This window comes from Kluyvera ascorbata (assembly GCF_023195735.1).
In the GTDB taxonomy this organism is placed as follows: Bacteria; Pseudomonadota; Gammaproteobacteria; order Enterobacterales; family Enterobacteriaceae; genus Kluyvera; species Kluyvera ascorbata.
On record NZ_CP096201.1, the window covers coordinates 3,302,886 to 3,323,634 of the forward strand.

Annotated in this window: 15 protein-coding genes; 4 read left to right on the top strand and 11 right to left on the bottom strand. The window is 53.3% G+C overall.

The features are described 5' to 3' along the window. Positions 1 to 82: 82 nt before the first annotated feature. The 3 genes from cmk to serC form a co-directional block, all read right to left on the bottom strand. Positions 83 to 766: a (d)CMP kinase gene (gene cmk, locus MY052_RS15815; protein ID WP_035892437.1), complete on the bottom strand. Its 684-nt coding sequence runs from the start codon at positions 764 to 766 to the stop codon at positions 83 to 85. Between the two features lie 239 nt (positions 767 to 1,005). Continuing rightward, positions 1,006 to 2,289 carry a 3-phosphoshikimate 1-carboxyvinyltransferase gene (gene aroA, locus MY052_RS15820; protein ID WP_248537387.1) on the bottom strand — a complete coding sequence of 428 codons (1,284 nt, stop codon included), beginning with the start codon at positions 2,287 to 2,289 and terminating at the stop codon, positions 1,006 to 1,008. 70 nt (positions 2,290 to 2,359) lie between these two features. Further along, positions 2,360 to 3,448 (bottom strand): 3-phosphoserine/phosphohydroxythreonine transaminase, encoded by a 1,089-nt coding sequence (serC, locus tag MY052_RS15825; RefSeq protein WP_248537388.1) that lies wholly within the window; start codon positions 3,446 to 3,448, stop codon positions 2,360 to 2,362. Positions 3,449 to 3,733: 285 nt separating this feature from the next. Between serC and ycaO the strand changes: the two genes are divergently transcribed. The 4 genes from ycaO (at position 3,734) to pflA (ending at position 10,041) form a co-directional block, all read left to right on the top strand. Then, on the top strand, positions 3,734 to 5,494 hold the full coding sequence (ycaO, locus tag MY052_RS15830; protein ID WP_248537389.1) for a 30S ribosomal protein S12 methylthiotransferase accessory factor YcaO: 1,761 nt from the start codon (positions 3,734 to 3,736) through the stop codon (positions 5,492 to 5,494). 405 nt (positions 5,495 to 5,899) lie between these two features. Beyond that, complete coding sequence (focA, locus tag MY052_RS15835; protein WP_035892441.1) at positions 5,900 to 6,757, top strand: formate transporter FocA; 858 nt, start codon at positions 5,900 to 5,902, stop codon at positions 6,755 to 6,757. A gap of 55 nt (positions 6,758 to 6,812) precedes the next feature. Further along, a complete protein-coding gene (gene pflB / locus MY052_RS15840) occupies positions 6,813 to 9,095 on the top strand; it encodes a formate C-acetyltransferase (RefSeq protein ID WP_035892442.1) in 2,283 nt (760 codons plus the stop codon). Between the two features lie 205 nt (positions 9,096 to 9,300). Continuing rightward, complete coding sequence (gene pflA / locus MY052_RS15845) at positions 9,301 to 10,041, top strand: pyruvate formate lyase 1-activating protein (RefSeq protein WP_035892443.1); 741 nt, start codon at positions 9,301 to 9,303, stop codon at positions 10,039 to 10,041. Positions 10,042 to 10,118: 77 nt separating this feature from the next. Here pflA and MY052_RS15850 read toward each other — a convergent pair whose 3' ends face one another. The 8 genes from MY052_RS15850 to lolA all read right to left on the bottom strand — a co-directional run bounded on the left by MY052_RS15850 (position 10,119) and on the right by lolA (position 20,695). After that, a complete protein-coding gene (locus tag MY052_RS15850; protein ID WP_035892444.1) occupies positions 10,119 to 11,540 on the bottom strand; it encodes an APC family permease in 1,422 nt (473 codons plus the stop codon). 251 nt (positions 11,541 to 11,791) lie between these two features. After that, a complete protein-coding gene (locus MY052_RS15855) occupies positions 11,792 to 12,943 on the bottom strand; it encodes an MFS transporter (protein ID WP_202216140.1) in 1,152 nt (383 codons plus the stop codon). A gap of 263 nt (positions 12,944 to 13,206) precedes the next feature. Next, on the bottom strand, positions 13,207 to 14,070 hold the full coding sequence (locus tag MY052_RS15860) for a dimethyl sulfoxide reductase anchor subunit family protein (protein WP_248537390.1): 864 nt from the start codon (positions 14,068 to 14,070) through the stop codon (positions 13,207 to 13,209). Position 14,071: 1 nt separating this feature from the next. Then, the gene (locus tag MY052_RS15865; protein WP_035892446.1) at positions 14,072 to 14,689 is read right to left on the bottom strand and encodes a DMSO/selenate family reductase complex B subunit; all 618 of its coding nucleotides are present in this window, start codon (positions 14,687 to 14,689) and stop codon (positions 14,072 to 14,074) included. Between the two features lie 10 nt (positions 14,690 to 14,699). Further along, entirely contained in the window at positions 14,700 to 17,144 is a 2,445-nt protein-coding gene (gene dmsA / locus MY052_RS15870; protein ID WP_248537391.1) for a dimethylsulfoxide reductase subunit A, read from the bottom strand. A gap of 201 nt (positions 17,145 to 17,345) precedes the next feature. After that, a complete protein-coding gene (gene serS / locus MY052_RS15875; RefSeq protein WP_035892448.1) occupies positions 17,346 to 18,638 on the bottom strand; it encodes a serine--tRNA ligase in 1,293 nt (430 codons plus the stop codon). A gap of 92 nt (positions 18,639 to 18,730) precedes the next feature. Beyond that, on the bottom strand, positions 18,731 to 20,074 hold the full coding sequence (gene rarA / locus MY052_RS15880) for a replication-associated recombination protein RarA (protein WP_115074624.1): 1,344 nt from the start codon (positions 20,072 to 20,074) through the stop codon (positions 18,731 to 18,733). Between the two features lie 9 nt (positions 20,075 to 20,083). Continuing rightward, positions 20,084 to 20,695 (bottom strand): outer membrane lipoprotein periplasmic chaperone LolA, encoded by a 612-nt coding sequence (gene lolA, locus MY052_RS15885; RefSeq protein WP_035896350.1) that lies wholly within the window; start codon positions 20,693 to 20,695, stop codon positions 20,084 to 20,086. Positions 20,696 to 20,749: the final 54 nt, after the last annotated feature.

Consider the following 20,749-nt stretch of genomic DNA (forward strand, 5'->3'; position numbering starts at 1 on the left):
GGCTTCATGCCGGATGGGGTTGTTTCACATACCCGCTCACAATCCATTGCAGCGGGGGTACTACAAAAAATTCGGTCGCGTTTTACGCGAGTGCCAATTTCTGGCGCGCATAGTCTAACGCTTTTTCAATTACTTGCTCAATGCTTAAGGTGGTGGAGTCCAACACTAAAGCATCGGCGGCAGGAACCAGTGGCGCAACAGCACGATTACGATCGCGGTCATCACGCTCCTTTATCTCTGCCAAAAGGCGCTCAAAGTTAACACTAAAGCCCTTTTCCTGCAACTGTAGCATGCGGCGGTTCGCACGTTCTTCCGAAGAGGCATCAAGGAAAATCTTAACAGGCGCGTCCGGGAACACCACGGTGCCCATATCACGGCCATCGGCAATCAGGCCAGGCGCTTCACGAAAGCCACGCTGGCGGCGCAAAAGCGCTTCACGCACACGCGGGAACGCCGCAACCTGTGAAGCCGCATTAGCCACTTCCTGAGTGCGGATTTCACCGCTAACGTCTTCGCCTTCCAGAATGACCTCGAGCGCGCCGTCAGTTGATACAAAACGCACGTCCAGATGCACTGCCAGCGGAACTAACGCATCTTCTGAGGCGACATCCACATGGTGATGCAACGCCGCTAAGGCCAGAACGCGATAGATTGCGCCTGAGTCCAGCAAATGCCATTGCAATGCTTCTGCCATTGCTTTGCACAGTGTGCCTTTACCTGCGCCGCTTGGGCCGTCAATGGTAATTACCGGGGCAATTGCCGTCATCTCTTTCTCCTTAATAAAAGGCATATACAACGTAAACGCCGCGCATTATACGCATCTCTGGGCCAGACGGTTACCTTTGTCTGCGAATTCCAGAATTAGCCCCATGAATGACAGGAGAATAGATAAGTATAGAGGCCTGACGACAGGAGAGGCTGAAAACTGACGTGGATTTACTTTTTGCTATCGCGATGAACGAAAAACGCCGACGTTACGCCGGCGTTTGTCCAGGCAAATCACTTTCAGGCAAACGTACTGATACGCGCCAACTGCTCGAAATAGTCCGGGAAGGTTTTCGCCGTGCATTTCGGGTCAAGAATGGTGACAGGCGTATCCGACAGCGCCACCAGCGAGAAACACATCGCCATACGGTGATCGTTGTAGGTCCCGATTTCAGCAAAGTTCAGCGTAGCAGGTGGGGTAATGCGAATGTAGTCTTCACCCTCTTCCACTTCCGCGCCCACTTTACGCAGCTCGGTTGCCATCGCGAACAGACGGTCAGTCTCTTTCACACGCCAGTTGTAGATATTGCGAAGCGTGGTTGTTCCTTTCGCGAACAGCGCTGCCGTCGCGATAGTCATCGCCGCATCAGGAATATGGTTCATATCCATATCAATGGCGTTTAATTCGCCACGGGTACAGGCGATAAAATCGTCGCCCCAGGTAATGGTTGCGCCCATTTTTTCCAGAACATCGGCAAAGCGAATATCACCCTGCACGCTGTAGCGACCAATACCGGTCACCTTCACGGTTCCACCTTTAATCGCACCGGCAGCCAGGAAATATGACGCGGACGAGGCATCACCTTCGACCAGATACTGACCCGGGGAAACGTACTGCTGCCCACCGCGCACGACAAAGTGCTGATAGTCCTGGTTTTCCACTTCAACACCAAACGTTTTCATCAGGTGCAGCGTGATGTCGATATACGGTTTGGAAACCAGGTCACCTTTAATGGTGATAGTCGTATCCTGCGGCGCCAGCGGTGCCGTCATCAGCAACGCAGTTAAGAACTGGCTTGAGACGCTACCGTCTACCTCAACGCTACCGCCGATAAAACCACCTTTCAGGCGCAGCGGTGGATAGTTTTCCTGCTCCAGGTACTCAATCTGCGCGCCGCCCTGACGCAGAGCATCAACCAGGTGGCCAATCGGGCGCTCTTTCATGCGCGGTTCGCCGGTCAGGACGATGTTGTTTTTACCGAGGCACAGCGCTGCCGCCAGCGGACGCATCGCGGTACCGGCATTGCCGAGGAACAACTCTAGTTCGTTGGAGGTCTGAAGCGGGCCTGCGTTACCGGTCACTTCACAACGGGTGCGATCGTCAGACAGGGTGTATTGAATTCCCAGCGCCTTCAACGCGTTCAGCATGTGGCGGACATCATCGCTGTCCAGCAGGTTAGTCAGAACGGTCGTGCCACGCGCTAAAGCCGCCAGCAGCAAAGCACGGTTCGAAACGCTTTTAGAACCGGGCAAATTGATCGTGCCATCGACGCGCGCGATAGGTTGTAACGTCAGGGATTCCATGAAACTCAACTCTCAAAAACAGAAGTAAAAACCCCCACGAGCTAGCCGTGGGGATGAATAAAAAACCAGATTAACCGTGGCGGCGCTCGAAGTCCTGCATGAATTCCGTCAGCGTCTGTACGCCGGCCAGCGGCATGGCATTGTAGATAGAAGCACGCATCCCGCCCACCACGCGGTGGCCTTTCAGCGCATGCAGACCCGCTGCAAAGGACTCTTCAAGGAACAGTTTGTCCAGCGCGCTATCCGCGAGCTGGAACGGTACGTTCATACGCGAACGGTTGGCGCTTGCCACATCGTTACGATAGAAATCACTGCCATCAATGGTGTTATACAGAAGATCGGCCTTCTGCTGATTGATACGATCCATAGCGGCAACGCCACCCTGCTCTTTCAGCCATTTGAAGACCAGACCTGCCAGATACCAGGCGAAGGTCGGCGGCGTGTTGAACATCGAGTCGTTATCGTTCAGCACGGTATAGTCGAGGATTGATGGGCAGGCAACGTGCGCTTTACCCAGCAGATCTTCACGTACGATAACCAGCGTTAAGCCCGCTGGACCGATATTTTTCTGCGCGCCAGCGTAGATAACGCCATAACGGCTCACATCAATCGGACGTGAAAGGATGGTTGAGGAGAAGTCGGCAGCAACAATCACGTCTTTACCGAAGTCTGGTGTCTCTTCGATGGCAATACCGTCGATGGTTTCGTTCGGGCAATAGTGCAGATAAGCCGTGTTATCAGAGAGCTGCCAGTCGCGCATCGGTTTGACCGCGCGTTTACCTTCTACGGTGATTTTGGCGTCAATAACGTTCGGGTTGCAGTATTTTTTGGCTTCTTTAACCGCACTTGCCGCCCAGTAGCCGGCATCGACGTAATCAGCCGTGGTTTTGTCGCCGAGAATATTCAGCGGTACGCCCGCGAACTGACCGCGACCACCACCGTGACAGAACAACACTTTGTAGTTGGAAGGGATGTTAAGCAGGTCGCGGAAATCTTTTTCTGCTTCCTCTGCCACGTGGATAAATTCTTTACCGCGGTGGCTAACTTCCATTACCGACGTACCTAATCCGTTCCAGTCGCAAAGTTCTTTTTGCGCCAGTTTAAGGACATCTGCCGGAAGCATTGCCGGACCTGAACTGAAATTAAAAACCTGAGCCATAACCCTCACCACATTGCAATGTTGTCTGACCGCATGCCTCGCGCGTCATCAACGCGTGGGCATAAGTTATTCCTGTGGCTATTGGTTTTATCATTCAGTGACACAGCCCGCAATGGATAATCCCGCACGGGGCAAAAATGCGTGGAAAATCACACAACAGAATCTATCGACTTGACGAAACAAAATGGTCTATTTCGCTATTTGCAATTGCAGATGGAAGTGTATAGCGATTGTCATGCAAACCCCGTATCATTGCGCGCTTTCCGTACGACAAAAGAGATTGCTATGACGCAAACCTATATTCCCGGCAAAGATGCCGCACTGGAAGATTCCATCGCTCGCTTCCAGCAAAAGCTGTTCGATCTGGGCTTCGACATTGAAGAAGCCTCCTGGCTGAACCCAGTTCCTAACGTCTGGTCGGTGCATATTCGTGATAAGGCATGCTCTCTGTGCTTTACCAACGGTAAAGGCGCGACCAAAAAAGCCGCACTGGCCTCCGCGCTGGGTGAGTACTTCGAACGTCTCTCCACCAACTATTTCTTCGCCGACTTCTGGCTGGGCGACAAAATTGCTAACGATCCGTTCGTCCACTACCCGAACGAAAAATGGTTCCCGCTGACCGACGACGATGAAGTGCCTGAAGGCCTGCTCGATGCTCGCCTGCGTGCGTTTTACGATCCTGACGATCAGTTAACCGCCAGCATGCTGGTCGACCTGCAGTCCGGCAACGACGATCGCGGCGTATGCGGCCTGCCGTTTACCCGCCAGTCCGACGGCGAAACTATCTATATCCCGATGAACATCGTGGCTAACCTGTACGTTTCTAACGGCATGTCTGCGGGTAATACCCGTAATGAAGCCCGCGTACAGGGGCTGTCTGAAGTCTTCGAACGTTACGTGAAAAACCGCATCATCGCGGAAAGCATCAGCCTGCCGGAAATCCCGGCCGAGGTGCTGGCGCGTTACCCTGGCGTCGTTGAGTCCATCAAAACGCTGGAAGCGGAAGGTTTCCCAATCTTCGCTTACGACGGTTCTCTGGGCGGTAAATACCCGGTTATCTGCGTCGTGCTGTTCAACCCAGCCAACGGTACCTGTTTCGCGTCCTTCGGCGCGCACCCTGATTTCGGCGTTGCGCTTGAGCGTACGGTGACCGAGCTGCTGCAGGGCCGCGGTCTGAAAGATCTCGACGTGTTCACTCCACCTACCTTCGATGACGAAGAAGTCGCTGAACATACCAACCTCGAAACCCACTTCATCGACTCCAGCGGTCTGATCTCCTGGGATATGTTTAAGCAGGATGCGGACTACCCGTTTGCAGACTGGAACTTCTCAGGCACGACCGAAGAAGAGTTCGCCACCCTGATGGCTATCTTCAATGAAGAAGACAAAGAAGTGTACATCGCCGACTATGAGCACCTGAGCGTTTACGCTTGCCGCATCATCGTGCCTGGCATGTCCGATATTTATCCAGCGGAAGATCTGTGGCTCGCTAACAACAATATGGGCAGCCACCTGCGCGACACCATTCTCTCCCTGCCGGGCAGCGAGTGGGAAAAAGAAGCGTATCTGAATCTCATCGAACAGATGGATGACGAAGGTCTGGACGATTTCACCCGCGTACGCGAACTTCTAGGTCTGGCAACCGGTCCAAATAACGGCTGGTCGACTCTGCGCGTTGGCGAACTGAAAGCCATGCTGGCACTGGCGGGCGGTGACCTTGAGCAGGCGCTGATCTGGACCGAGTGGACCATGGAGTTCAATGCTTCTGTATTCAGTGCTGAGCGTGCTAACTACTACCGTTGTCTGCAAACGCTGCTGCTGCTGTCTCAGGAAGAAGAACGTGAACCTCTGCAGTACCTGAACGCGTTCGTCCGTATGTACGGCGCAGATGCCGTAGAAGCGGCCAGCGCGGCGCTGAGCGGTGAAGAGGCCTTCTATGGCCTGCAGCCTGCTGATGGCTCCCTGGAAGCCTTCCCTGCGCATCAGTCGCTTCTGCAGGCCTACGAGAAGCTCCAGCGCGCTAAAGCGGCTTTCTGGGCAAAGTAGGATATTTCCCGCAGAAAAAGTAGGTTTAACGTACAGTCTACGCTATATTACGGGGCCAAATATTGGCCCCTTTTTTTATTTCCACGCTTCGCTTCGTAGATCTGTGAAAATAAAGTTAAACATAAGTAAACGCAATATTTAGTAGCTTACATTTATTGTTAATTTGCACAATCATTACTCCATTTTAATTAACTAATAAAATGAAGGGTAAAGAAAAAATTCAACTGAATTTGCAAATCTTAAAATTTATTTTTATCATTAGATTCAATAAATTACCCTGAGATCGTTGAAAAACCATTCGTTCTTCAGGCCTATAAGCCAGGCGAGATATGATCTATATCAAATTCTCATCTATAATGCTTTGTTAGTATCTCGTCGCCGATTAAATAAAAAGAGAGAGTTAGTGTGAAAGCTGACAACCCTTTTGATCTACTCCTTCCTGCTGCGATGGCTAAAGTTGCCGAAGAAGCAGGTGTCTATAAAGCAACCAAGCATCCGCTGAAAACCTTTTATCTGGCGATTACTGCGGGCGTCTTTATCTCGATTGCTTTTGTTTTTTACATTACCGCAACCACGGGTACCGCAGGTATGCCATTCGGCATCGCGAAACTCATTGGTGGTATTTGTTTCTCCTTAGGCTTAATTCTTTGCGTGATTTGTGGCGCAGACCTCTTTACCTCTACCGTGCTGATTGTTGTGGCGAAAGCCAGCGGCCGCATCACATGGGGTCAATTGGCAAAAAACTGGCTCAACGTCTATGTTGGTAACCTGATTGGTGCACTGCTTTTCGTGTTGCTAATGTGGCTTTCCGGCGAGTACATGACGGCCAACGGCGGATGGGGGCTCAACGTCCTGCAAACTGCTGACCACAAAATGCACCATACATTTATCGAAGCCGTTGCTCTCGGCATCCTGGCGAACCTGATGGTCTGTCTGGCAGTGTGGATGAGCTACTCTGGTCGCAGCCTGATGGATAAAGCCATGATTATGGTTTTACCGGTTGCCATGTTCGTTGCCAGCGGTTTTGAGCACAGTATCGCAAACATGTTTATGATCCCGATGGGTATCGTAATACGCGATTTTGCTAGCCCGGAATTCTGGACCGCTATCGGTTCTACTCCGGAAAGTTTCTCTCACCTGACCGTGATGCACTTCATCACCGATAACCTGATTCCCGTGACTATCGGGAATATCATCGGCGGCGGTTTGCTGGTTGGGTTGACATACTGGGTCATTTACCTGCGTGGCGGTGACCGTCATTAATTGACGATTGCTCCAGGCAGTAAATAAAAAGTCCACTTAAGAAGGTAGGTGTTACATGTCCGAACTTAATGAAAAGTTAGCCGCAGCCTGGGAAGGTTTTACCAAAGGTGATTGGCAGAATGAAGTAAACTTACGTGACTTCATCCAGAAAAACTACACCCCATATGAAGGTGACGAATCCTTCCTGGCTGGCGCAACTGACGCGACCACCAAGCTGTGGGATAGCGTAATGGAAGGCGTTAAACTGGAAAACCGCACCCACGCGCCAGTTGACTTTGACACCGCCGTAGCTTCAACCATCACTTCCCACGACGCTGGTTACATTAACAAGTCGCTGGAAAAAATCGTTGGTCTGCAGACTGAAGCTCCACTGAAACGTGCTCTTATCCCGTTCGGTGGCATCAAAATGATCGAAGGTTCCTGCAAAGCGTATGACCGCGAGCTGGACCCGATGATCAAGAAAATCTTCACCGAATACCGTAAAACGCACAACCAGGGCGTGTTCGACGTTTATACTCCGGACATCCTGCGCTGCCGTAAATCCGGTGTTCTGACCGGTCTGCCAGACGCCTACGGCCGTGGTCGTATCATCGGTGACTACCGTCGTATCGCCGTTTACGGTATCGACTACCTGATGAAAGATAAATTCGCTCAGTTCTCCTCCCTCCAGTCTGACCTGGAAAACGGTGTGAACCTGGAAGCGACTATCCGTCTGCGTGAAGAAATCTCTGAACAGCACCGTGCGCTGGGTCAGATCAAAGAGATGGCTGCTAAATACGGCTACGACATCTCTGGTCCGGCTACCAACGCTCAGGAAGCTATCCAGTGGACTTACTTCGGCTACCTGGCTGCGGTTAAATCCCAGAACGGCGCGGCAATGTCCTTCGGTCGTACTTCCAGCTTCCTGGATATCTACATCGAACGTGACCTGAAAGCAGGCAAAATCACTGAGCAAGACGCTCAGGAAATGATTGACCACCTGGTCATGAAACTGCGTATGGTTCGCTTCCTGCGTACCCCTGAGTATGATGAACTGTTCTCCGGTGACCCAATCTGGGCGACTGAATCTATCGCAGGTATGGGCGTTGATGGCCGTACTCTGGTTACCAAAAACAGCTTCCGCTTCCTGAACACCCTGTACACCATGGGTCCTTCTCCAGAGCCGAACATCACCGTTCTGTGGTCTGAGAAACTGCCACTGGCGTTCAAAAAATATGCCGCTAAAGTGTCCATCGACACCTCTTCTCTGCAGTACGAGAACGATGACCTGATGCGTCCTGACTTTAACAACGATGACTACGCTATCGCTTGCTGCGTAAGCCCAATGATCGTTGGTAAACAAATGCAGTTCTTCGGCGCACGTGCAAACCTGGCGAAAACCATGCTGTACGCAATCAACGGCGGCGTTGATGAAAAACTGAAAATGCAGGTTGGTCCTAAAACTGAGCCAATGAAAGGCGACGTTCTGAACTACGACGAAGTTATGGATCGTATGGACCACTTCATGGATTGGCTGGCTAAACAGTACGTCACCGCGCTGAACGTCATCCACTACATGCACGACAAGTACAGCTACGAAGCCTCTCTGATGGCGCTGCACGACCGTGACGTTATCCGCACCATGGCGTGTGGTATCGCTGGTCTGTCCGTTGCTGCTGACTCCCTGTCTGCAATCAAATATGCGAAAGTTAAACCGATTCGTGATGAAAACGGTCTGGCTGTTGACTTCGAAATCGAAGGCGAATATCCGCAGTTTGGTAACAACGACGCTCGCGTCGATGACATGGCGGTTGACCTGGTAGAACGTTTCATGAAGAAAATTCAGAAACTGACTACTTACCGTAACGCTATCCCGACTCAGTCTGTTCTGACCATCACCTCTAACGTGGTTTATGGTAAGAAAACCGGTAACACCCCAGACGGTCGTCGCGCTGGCGCTCCATTCGGCCCAGGTGCTAACCCAATGCACGGTCGTGACCAGAAAGGTGCTGTTGCCTCTCTGACTTCCGTTGCTAAACTGCCGTTTGCTTACGCTAAAGATGGTATCTCTTACACCTTCTCTATCGTTCCTAACGCTCTGGGTAAAGACGACGACGTTCGTAAAACCAACCTGGCTGGTCTGATGGACGGTTACTTCCACCACGAAGCGTCTATCGAAGGCGGTCAGCACCTGAACGTTAACGTAATGAACCGCGAAATGCTGCTCGACGCGATGGAAAACCCGGAAAAATATCCGCAGCTGACCATCCGTGTATCTGGCTACGCAGTACGTTTTAACTCCCTGACTAAAGAACAGCAGCAGGACGTTATTACCCGTACTTTCACTCAATCTATCTAATAGATTTGACTGAAATCGCGATTAAAAACGCGTAAAATGAAGGCTCCACCTCGGTGGGGCCTTTCTTATAATCGACACTCGCTGAGTGGATTTTGCTTGCTGACTTCTATACTGAAGTTAACAAGCAAAATAAACTCGACGCGGCTTTATAACCGTGCTCGCAAACCTGGCTGTAAAGCTGGGAAGAACTGGAGATAACACCGCAATGTCTGTAATTGGTCGTATTCACTCCTTTGAGTCCTGTGGCACCGTTGATGGCCCAGGCATCCGTTTTATTACCTTCTTCCAGGGCTGCCTGATGCGCTGCCTGTATTGCCACAACCGTGATACCTGGGACACCCACGGCGGTAAAGAGATCACCGTTGAAGAGCTGATGAAAGAAGTGGTGACCTACCGCCACTTTATGAACGCATCCGGCGGCGGTGTGACCGCGTCCGGCGGTGAAGCTATTCTGCAGGCCGAGTTTGTGCGTGACTGGTTCCGCGCTTGCCACAAAGAAGGGATTCATACCTGTCTTGACACCAACGGTTTCGTCCGTCGTTATGATCCGGTCATTGATGAACTGCTGGAAGTGACTGACCTGGTGATGCTCGATCTTAAGCAGATGAACGACGACATTCACCAGAACCTGGTTGGCGTCTCCAACCATCGTACGCTGGAGTTTGCTCAGTATCTGTCGAAGAAAAACATCAACGTCTGGATCCGCTACGTCGTGGTACCAGGCTGGTCAGACGACGACGACTCCGCGCATCGTCTCGGCGAGTTTACCCGCGATATGGGCAACGTTGAAAAAATCGAACTGCTGCCTTATCACGAGCTGGGGAAACACAAGTGGGTAGCGATGGGTGAAGAGTACAAGCTGGACGGCGTACACCCACCGAAGAAAGAGACCATGGAGCGCGTGAAAGGCATCCTCGAGCAGTATGGTCATAAGGTGATGTACTAACTCCCCTGCTCATCCCGGCGTCGCTTGCGCTCGGCCGGGCTACCGATTTTAAACCCGGCTTTATGCCGGGTTTTCTTTTAGCGCTTTTTGCGCGCCAACAGTGGGAAGATCAGCCCTAACCCCACCAGCACAAACGGCGTGGCCACGTTAAGCGATAGCTGGAATGCCCACTCCGGCGTAAAGGCGGTCATTTTCGGGAAAATGCCGGTCAGACAGGCAAACGCGGTAAACAAGAAGCACCATACGCCAACCGTCATCGCCAACGAACGATTACGGATAAAGACATACTCCGACTGATATTTCTGCCCCAGACGAATTACCGCGATAAACGCGACGAACACCCACAGATAGCGCAGCGGCATCACCACAGAGTTGAGATTGAGCAGCCATTTGTAGAGATTGTTCATATCACCAATACCCAGCGTCGGTAACATAATCAGCAATGCGACCAGCACCAGCGTCAACAGATACCCGTTCACCGGTGTGCCTGAAGCGTTAGTTTTACAGAGCTTCTGCGGGATATAACGGCTGTCGGCATCACTCAGCAGCACCTTTAGCGGCGCATCGATGGAGAACACCAGCGCGGCAACCTGCCCCAGCGTGTTCGCAATGGCATAGATCACCATCAGAGAGTTGCCCATGTGGTAATAGCCCCCCAGTTTCTGGAAAGCATAATACTGGCCGTTAGCCATCAGATCGTCAGGAATATGGTTAGAGTCGAACATCATTCCCATTGCCAGTGAACCGAGGATCGCGCACACGGCAACCATGACCGCCAGAAAGATCATTCCGCGCGGAAACTCTTTTCCCGGGTTACGGGTGTTATTGACGTACGGTGAGATCTTTTCAGCCCCGCCCACCGCGAACACCAGCATCGAAATGGTGGTGATATAGGTGAAGTCAAAATGCGGAATAAAGGTTTGCCAGGTAATATTGGTGGTGGCGATTTTCACCTCGGTGATAGCCGGTGCCGTCACCGCCATCACCACGTACAACAGCGACATCACGAACATGGCGATCCCGGCAATCGACCCTACCAGCTTCAGCGATTTCATCCCTCGGGATGCCACCCACATGAAGAAGACGAAAAGCGCCAGCGTAAAGCCCTGAAGCGCCACCACGCCATACTCGGTGATAAGCGAACCGTTTCCCTTTATTGCCCAGCCCAGCGCAATCAGAATGGCCTGCGGCTTCTGCGCCAGATAAGGAATGTGGACAACCCAGTAGGTCCAGGCAGCCAGATACGCCAGCCCCGGCCCCATCGTATTTTTAATCCAGGTGCTAACGCCCCCCTTCCCATCCTTAAAGGTCGAACCAAGCTGGCCGACGATAAGCGCGTAAGGTGTGAAATAGAGTGCGAAGATAAACAGCCACGAGAAGACAACTACCAACCCCTGGTTGGCGTAGTTATTGACGACGTTGCCGAAACCCCAAACCGTAATAAACGACATCAGCGCGATGTTATACCACCGCAGCTGCTTTTCTTGTTCGCCTGCCATAAACTCCGTTCCTTGAATGTTATTGTTCGCGAATGCGATTTTTATCGACGGATGATTATGCGAGCACTAATCCAAAATAGGTAACGCGAGCGTGCAAAATTACAACATCTCGCACATTTAATCGGGTTTATTGTCTGGAAGTCAGAAGAATATAAGCTCGCCCCCCACCTACGCGAAAGCGACGTGGCAAACCTTAGTATAGCGATGCAGGAAAGAATGACGCGTCATGTTTTCATAAGGCGTCAGCAGGATCAGGCGTGAGCCACCGGGGTAGGATGATGTCCGGCTTTGCGCAGCAGCATCATCAGATATACAAACGATACCCCAGCAATCATGATGAACAAGAGGTTGTCGGAATAACTTTGCATCAGCATTGCCGTCAACGATGGTCCCACCAGGCTGCCGATGGTATAGCTCAGCAGCAGCGCCTGGTTCATCGAGACGAGTTGATGATGTTCCACCTTCTCGCAGGCCCAGGCCATTGCCACCGGATACAACGTGAAGCCCGCTGCGCCGAGAATAAACAGCGCTGGTGCCATTGCAGCCTGGCTCAACATACCTAAGCAGCCAATAATGACCACAAAGACCTGAACACGCAGCACCATCAGGCGCCCATAGCGGTCTGCCAACCGGCCAATCGGCCACTGACCGAGGATCCCCGCGCTGACCATCACCGCCATCCAGAATCCAATACCGGAATCGCTGACGCCACGGTGGTTCAGGTACAGCGGCATCAGGCCATAAAGCGAGCCCAGGACAATCCCGGAAATAATGCAGCCATTAACCCCCAGACGAGCCTGACGCAGTTTGAACATTGGCCAAACGCGCGCACTTTCATCCTGCGCTTCGTCTTTCTGGTTCACAATGCGGGTAAACAGCAGCGGTAAAATGCCTGCCAGCACCACGCCGGTCATCAGCGGAAGAATGGTTGCCATATCCGTCGGCAATCTGCTGACGATAACCTGGCCCAGCACGGTCCCGATGTAATACATCATCATATAGGCCGCCAACAGGCGACCGCGGTTACGTGACGTGCCGCTGCACATCAGCGCGCTCTCGACCACCACCCAAATCATGGCGCAGCCAACGCCCGCGATAAAGCGCCAGAACATCCAGCTCCAGAAGCCCACCATAAAGCCTAGCCCCACGCAGCCCGCGGCAAAAATCAGCGAGGCGATGTAGTAACTGTAATTAAAACCAAGACGCTTAATCAGCCGCCCGGTGAGCATGGTGCCAACCAGGTTGCCGGTAAAATAGGACGAACTCACCACTCCCACCTGCCAGGTAGGCAGATTTTCATGGGCGAGCCAGAGCGGGACGAGCGTGTTTAATACCGCGATCGCCAGCGTCAATAACAGTAGGCCGCAGAGCAGCAATAGCACTGGGCGAGTATAGGTGGTCATGGGTTCAAAACCGTGAGGATAGACAGATTTCGTGCGCATCATGCCACTGCCAAAAACATTGTCAATCCACCTGATTTCAACAGCAGAAGGCTTTCTGGCTCAACGATTGACGTTTCTTATTCAACGCAACGATAAGCCGCGGTTAAGTTTACTTATTAGATTGTTTTAATTGAAAAATAGCAGAATAGCCGAATGAGGGTTCAGTCGAAAAAATTCATGGACAAAAAGTGCCAGGGCAAGCCTGCCCTGGCAGCTTATTTTGCTTAGCTGGCGACCGCCATACCGACGGTCATATGCAGACCGTAGAATACGCCACGGCCAATCATCTCACCGACCAACACCAGCACAAACGCCAGGCTCAGCAACGGTAACGCGGGTTGATAGCCTTTGAGCTGCGGAGCAACCCAGCAGACCAGCGCCAGGGCGATTGCCACGATACGCCACGCCATCAGCGAGCCGTAATCAGGCACCAGCGCGGAAGCTTGCTGGATTGAGCTCTGAATGGAAGCCAGCTCAACGCCCTGCATCGTGGTGACAATCACACTCACCACCAGCGCAGCAAGGCTGATAACCGGCAGCAGACGCATGCCCCAGCCTTCAACGCCTGCCCAGCGCAGCAGCAGGTAACCCAGCAGCGGGCCGCCGATAAACAGCGTCAGGAAGAAGCTCAGCGGCGTCCAGATGGTGTACCAGGTTGGCACGGTATCGATGGTGTTATAGACACGCACCATCATCCAGACAAACACCACGCCCAGTACCATCGTCACCACCAGCCACACGCTGCGCAGCGCGCAGGAGAGTTTGTTGGTGATCGCCAGCAGCCAGCCAATGCCGCCGACCGCAAAGAAGATTGCACCGCTGGCAATTTCGTTACTGAGCGAGGAAGCTCCCACGCGGTTCAGCGAGTTAAAGGCGCGCATTGGCGAACCGAGGTGCAGCGTTGAGGCGATAAAACCAATGCCCATCAACACCCACAGCGCAAACATGCTCAGCACCACGCGCTGCTGCTGTTCTCGAGGGAGTTGCCCCTTGAGCAATGCCAGTGCCAGGACGATAAACCCACCTGCTACGCACTGCCCAAAGACCGTGAAGATCATCAACGGCCATTCATGCCATCCACTTCCCATCTTACACCTCCTTCGGATTGGCCAGATAGCCAGTGGTATCGCCGCACGGACGTGCATTGGCGTTAGGTTTAATCACAATGCTTGGTTTCGTGAAGTGTGCGGACGGCAGTGGTGCCACCGCCGCCAGCGTACCGTGCTTCTGACGCAGCTCTTCGATTGGGCCAAAGTCCAGCGCGCGCAGCGGGCAGGATTCCACACAAATCGGTTTCTTACCTTCCGCCACACGCTCGTGGCAGCCGTCACATTTGGTCATGTGACCTTTGGCTTCGTTGTACTGCGGTGCGCCGTACGGGCAGGCCATGTGACAGTAGCGACAGCCGATGCACACATCTTCGTTGACGACCACAAAACCGTCTTCGCGTTTGTGCATCGCGCCGCTTGGGCACACTTTGGTACAGGCCGGGTCTTCACAGTGGTTACAGGCGATGGACAGGTAGTAAGCAAAGACGTTCTGGTTCCAGACGCCGTTGTCTTCCTGCCAGTCACCGCCTGCGTATTCATAAATACGGCGGAAGCTGACGTCCGGGGTTAAGTCTTTGTAATCTTTACACGCCAGCTCGCAGGTTTTACAACCGGTGCAACGAGCGGAGTCAATAAAAAAGCCATATTGGGTAGTCATCGGTTACTCCTTACACCTTCTCAACCTGGACAAGGTTCGTGTGCGATGGGTTGCCTTTCGCCAGCGGCGACGGACGTTGAGTGGTCAGCACGTTAATGCTACCGGCCTGGTCAATACCTTTAGCATCCGGGTTGTACCAAGCCCCCTCACCCAGCGCGACGATGCCCGGCATCATGCGCGGCGTGACCTTAGCTTCAATATGCACTTCCCCACGATCGTTAAAGATACGCACACGATCGCCGTTAGCGATGCCGCGTTTCTTCGCATCCAGCGGGTTGATCCACATCTCCTGACGACAGGCCGCTTTCAGCACATCAACGTTGCCGTAAGTCGAGTGAACGCGAGCTTTGTAGTGGAAACCAGTCAACTGCAGCGGGAATTTCTCCGCCAGCGGATCGTTGTAGTTCTCAAAGCCTGGGGTGTAGATCGGTAACGGATCGATAACATCGCCTTCGGCCAGTTCCCAGGTGGCGGCAATTTTTGCCAGTTCCTGCGAGTAGATTTCAATTTTCCCTGACGGCGTAGTCAGCGGATTGGCCTGCGGGTCTTCACGGAAGGCTTTATAGGCAACGTGATGCCCTTCAGGGTCACGCTGCTTGAAGATGCCCTGCTTGCGGAAGGTATCGAAGTCCGGCAGTTCCGGCACGGCCTGACGAGAAAGCTCATGCAGATGGCGCATCCATCCTTCCTGCGTCCGCCCTTCGGTGAACTGCTGCTCAACGCCCATACGTTTCGCCAGCTCAGTAGTCATCTCATAGATCGTTTTGCATTCGAAACGCGGTTTGATGACCTGATCGGTGAAGATAACGTAGGACATGTTGCCGCAGGAGGCATCCAGCGCGAAATCCATCTGCTCAGATGCGGTGCAGTCGGGCAGCAGGATATCGGCATATTTCGCCGACGAAGTCATGTGGCAGTCAATCACCACAATCATTTCGCACTTCTTATCGTCCTGCAGAATTTCATGGGTGCGGTTGATTTCAGAGTGCTGGTTAATCAGGCAGTTACCGGCATAGTTCCAGATCATTTTGATCGGCACATCCAGCTTGTCTTTACCACGGACGCCGTCGCGCAGCGCGGTCATTTCTGGACCGCGAACGATCGCATCGGTCCACATAAACATGGAAATGCTGGTCTGTACCGGGTTTTCCAGCGTTGGCATACGCTCAAACGGTACCTCATAGGAGCCTTCACGCGCGCCGCTGTTGCCGCCGTTGATCCCGACGTTACCGGTCAGAATCGACAGCATGGAGATAGCGCGGGTAGCAATTTCGCCGTTAGCATGACGCTGTGGCCCCCAGCCCTGGGAGATATAGGCCGGTTTGGCCAGCGCAATCTCACGCGCCAGTTTCACGATACGCTCAGCAGGAATACCGGTAATGCTCGCAGCCCACTCCGGCGTTTTCGCCGTAGCATCGCTGCCTTGTCCCAGAATGTAGGCTTTATAGTGACCGTTTGTCGGTGCACCTTCCGGAAGCGTTTTTTCGTCGTAGCCAACGCAGTATTTATCGAGGAACGGCTGATCGACCAGGTTTTCGGTGATCATCACCCACGCCAGCGCCGAAACCAGCGCCGCATCGGTACCAGGACGGATAGGGATCCACTCATCTTCACGCCCTGCACCAGTATCGGTATAACGCGGGTCGACGATAATCATGCGGGCATTCGATTTCTGGCGCGCCTGCTCCAGGTAGTACGTTACCCCGCCGCCGCTCATACGCGTTTCGCCCGGGTTATTGCCAAACAGCACGACCAGCTTGCTGTTTTCGATATCTGACGGACTGTTACCGTCGGCCCAGCCGCCGTAGGTGTAGTTCAGGCCCGCGGCAATCTGCGCAGAAGAGTAGTCACCATAGTGGTTCAGGTAACCGCCACAGCAGTTCATCAGTCGAGCAACCAGGGTTTTTCCCGGTGGCCAGGAGCGGGTCAGCGTACCGCCAAGGGTACCGGTGCCGTAGTTGAGATAGATGGATTCGTTACCGTAATCTTTAATCAGCCGCTTCATGTTGTCGGCAATGGTGTCAAAAGCTTCTTCCCAGCTGATGCGCTCGAATTTACCTTCGCCACGTTTACCGACCCGCTTCATCGGGTACTTCAGACGATCGGGATTATAGACACGACGGCGCATGGAACGACCGCGCAGACAGGCGCGAACCTGATGCAGGCCGTCGTAGTTATCATCACCGGTATTATCCGTTTCGACGTATTTAATCTCGCCATCGACAACATGCATGCGCAGCGGGCAGCGGCTTCCACAGTTAACCGTACACGCACTCCAGGTTACGCGCTCTGCCGCCGTACTCGGCGCAATCGCCTCGGCAGCATTCACGATGCGGCTGAAGGGAAGCGTAAACGCACTGCTGGCCATCGCCAGTCCGCCAATGGCCGTGGTTTTCATCAAACCACGGCGGCTGACCTCGGCTGCCAATAAAGCATCGGGGGTTTCAGTTTTCATGGACTCTCACTTCGTTGCTAACATTGAAAACATCATCCGCTATATAGTCATTTATATAACGAAATACTGTTATTATAGTTTTATATGCTGGTGTTACTTAGAAGGGAGTATCAAACGTTCTACCCGAAGAGGTATTGTTCGGTATCAATGCGGATATAAAAAAAGCGCCTTTCGGCGCTTTTTTTGTGAAGCGGTGTAGGATTAACCGATGTATTCCAGACCGTTCATGTATGGACGCAGTACTTCAGGTACTTCGATGCGACCATCTGCCTGCTGGTAGTTTTCCAGCACGGCAACCAGCGTACGACCTACGGCCAGACCAGACCCGTTCAGGGTGTGAACCAGACGCGTTTTCTTGTCGGACTTGCTGCGGCAACGAGCCTGCATGCGGCGCGCCTGGAAATCCCAGACGTTAGAGCAAGAGGAGATCTCGCGGTAGGTATTCTGCGCTGGAACCCAGACTTCGAGGTCGTAGGTTTTGCATGCGCCGAAGCCCATATCACCGGTGCACAGAATGATTTTACGGTACGGCAGACCCAGCAATTGCAGGACTTTTTCCGCGTGACCGGTCATCTCTTCCAGCGCCGCCATAGAATCTTCTGGACGTACGATCTGCACCATCTCAACTTTGTCGAACTGGTGCATACGAATCAGACCACGGGTATCACGACCGTAGGAACCCGCTTCAGAGCGGAAGCACGGCGTGTGCGCGGTCATTTTGATCGGCAGGTCGTCTTCGTCGATGATTTCATCACGCACGAGGTTCGTCAGCGGCACTTCTGCCGTTGGGATCAGCGCGTAGTTGCTGCTGTCAGCTTCTTCTTCCAGCGGACGGGTATGGAACAGATCGCCAGCAAATTTCGGCAGTTGGCCGGTGCCGTACAGCGTGTCCTGGTTTACCAGGTAAGGCACATAGTTTTCGCTATAGCCGTGCTGTTCGGTGTGCAGATCCAGCATGAACTGCGACAGCGCGCGGTGCATACGGGCAATCTGACCTTTCATCACGACAAAGCGTGAACCGGTCAGCTTAACGGCGGCCGCAAAGTCCAGCCCGCTGTGCATTTCACCCAGCGTAACGTGGTCGCGGATTTCGAAATCGAATTCACGCGGCGTGCCCCAGCGGCTAACTTCAACGTTGTCGTTTTCGTCACGACCTACCGGTGCATCGTCGTGCGGGATGTTCGGGATAGTCAGCGCAATATCGCGAATCTCAGCCAGCAGAACATCCAGTTCTGATTTAGCGGCATCAAGTTGTTCGCCAAGCTTGTTCACTTCCAGGCGTAAAGGCTCAATGTCTTCCCCGCGTGCTTTCGCCTGGCCGATGGATTTCGATCGCGAGTTACGCTCTGCCTGCAGATTTTCAGTTTCTACCTGCAGTACTTTACGACGCTCTTCAAGAGCGCGAAGTTTATCTACATCCAGCTTAAAGCCCCGGCGTGCCAGTTTTTCTGCGACTGCGTCTGGCTCTGTACGCAGCAGATTGGGATCGAGCATGCTTATCCTATGCTTATCGAATTGAAAGTGGAGTATGCGACCACAGCCCGTGGTCGCAGAGGTACATCGACAACATTACCGCAACGACTGCACTAGCGGTAGCGTTTTGTGCGGCTATTTTGATCCTGTTCAGCGAGCCAGGCGAGCTTTTCGCCAATCTTGCCTTCAAGACCTCGGTTGGTCGGGTGATAGTAGCGCGTTTGTGCCATTTCGCTGGGGAAATACTCTTCACCAGCGGCGTAAGCATTTGGCTCGTCGTGGGCATAACGATATTCCTGCCCGTAGCCCATCTCTTTCATCAGTTTGGTTGGCGCGTTTCGCAGATGCACCGGTACGTCGTAATCCGGACGTTCGCGGGCATCGGCCATTGCTGCTTTAAAGGCGGTATAAACAGCGTTGCTTTTCGGTGCACAGGCCAGGTAAACAATCGCCTGCGCAATGGCCCGTTCCCCTTCCGCCGGACCAACGCGGGTAAAGCAGTCCCAGGCGGAAATCGCCACCTGCATCGCGCGCGGGTCAGCGTTGCCGACATCTTCTGAAGCAATGGCAAGGCAACGACGAGCAACATAGAGCGGATCGCCACCCGCGCTGATAATGCGGGCGTACCAGTAGAGCGCCGCGTCGGGCGCGCTGCCGCGTACCGATTTATGCAGCGCCGAAATCAGGTCATAAAAGCGGTCACCTTTGTTATCAAAGCGAGCGCTGCGTTCACCGGCAATTTCAGTCAAAAGCTGGGGCTGCAAGACGCGCTTGCCGGCATCATCCAGCTCCGCCATATCAGCCATCATTTCGAGCGTATTGAGCGCACGACGGGCATCGCCGTTGACCAATTCGGCAATCGCGCGGCGCGTGTCGTCCGGCAGAACAATATCCTGCCCGCCGTAGCCCCGTGCTTTGTCTTCCATGGCTTGAGTCAATACCTGTTCAATATCCTCGGTGGTCAGGGATTTCAGCAGATAGACACGGGCACGGGAGAGCAGCGCCGAGTTCAGCTCAAACGAGGGGTTTTCGGTGGTCGCACCAATAAAGGTGATGGTGCCGTCTTCAATATGCGGCAGGAAGGCATCCTGCTGGCTTTTGTTGAAGCGATGAACTTCATCTACAAATAGAATGGTTCGACGCCCAGCGTTGCGGTTCTGTCGGGCACGCTCGATGGCTTCACGAATCTCTTTCACTCCGGAGGTAACAGCAGAGATTCGCTCAACGTCGGCATTCGCGTAGCGAGCAATCACTTCCGCCAGCGTCGTTTTCCCCGTGCCCGGCGGCCCCCAAAGGATCATCGAATGCAGGTGTCCGGCTTCAATAGCGCGCGGCAGCGGCTTGCCGGCAGCCAGCAGATGCTGCTGGCCGATATACTGCGCTAAGTTTTCTGGCCGCATACGCGCGGCCAGAGGTTGGAAGGTATTATCAGAAAAATCGAGCGACAAATTGCCCACGCCTGCCTCTTACTTACGCTGATCGTCCACCGTCACGCCCTGCGGCGGTGTAAAGGTGAATTTAGACGCCTCTATCGCACCGTTCTGCTGCGATTTCAGTTGATAACTGCTGCGCTGATCGTCCTGTTCAATGGCGCTGAACTGATGAATCGTGCCATCACGACCAACGTTAATCGTAAATTTCTTCAGGTTGCCGTTGCTGCCGCGCGGCGTCAGCACAAAGTCATCACCGGTCTGCTGAATATTATACTGCTGCCAGTCGCTGGCCTGGTTGCGGGCAATCAGCATAAACGGCGTATTGCCCGTCGCATCTTTCAGCCAGGTAGCCGTCGCCTGTTCAACAAACGGGTTGTAGAACCACAGCGTTTTACCGTCAGACACCAGAATGCTTTCATCCGGCTGCGTCATGTGCCAGTTAAACAGGTTCGGACGTTTTACCCACAGATCGCCCTGGCCTTCCTGCACCGCGTTGCCGCTGCCGTCGGTCACTTTCTGGGTGAAGCTGGCGTGGAAGCTGCTCACTTTATCCAGACGGCTTTTCAGGTCGCCTGCGGCATCAGCCCATACGCTGCTGACAACAAAGCTGGAAAGTAATGCACACGTGATCGCGATCTTTTTCATTATTAATCCTTAAATAGCTTCATGCTCCCGGCAGGAGAGCCTCTGGCACTCACT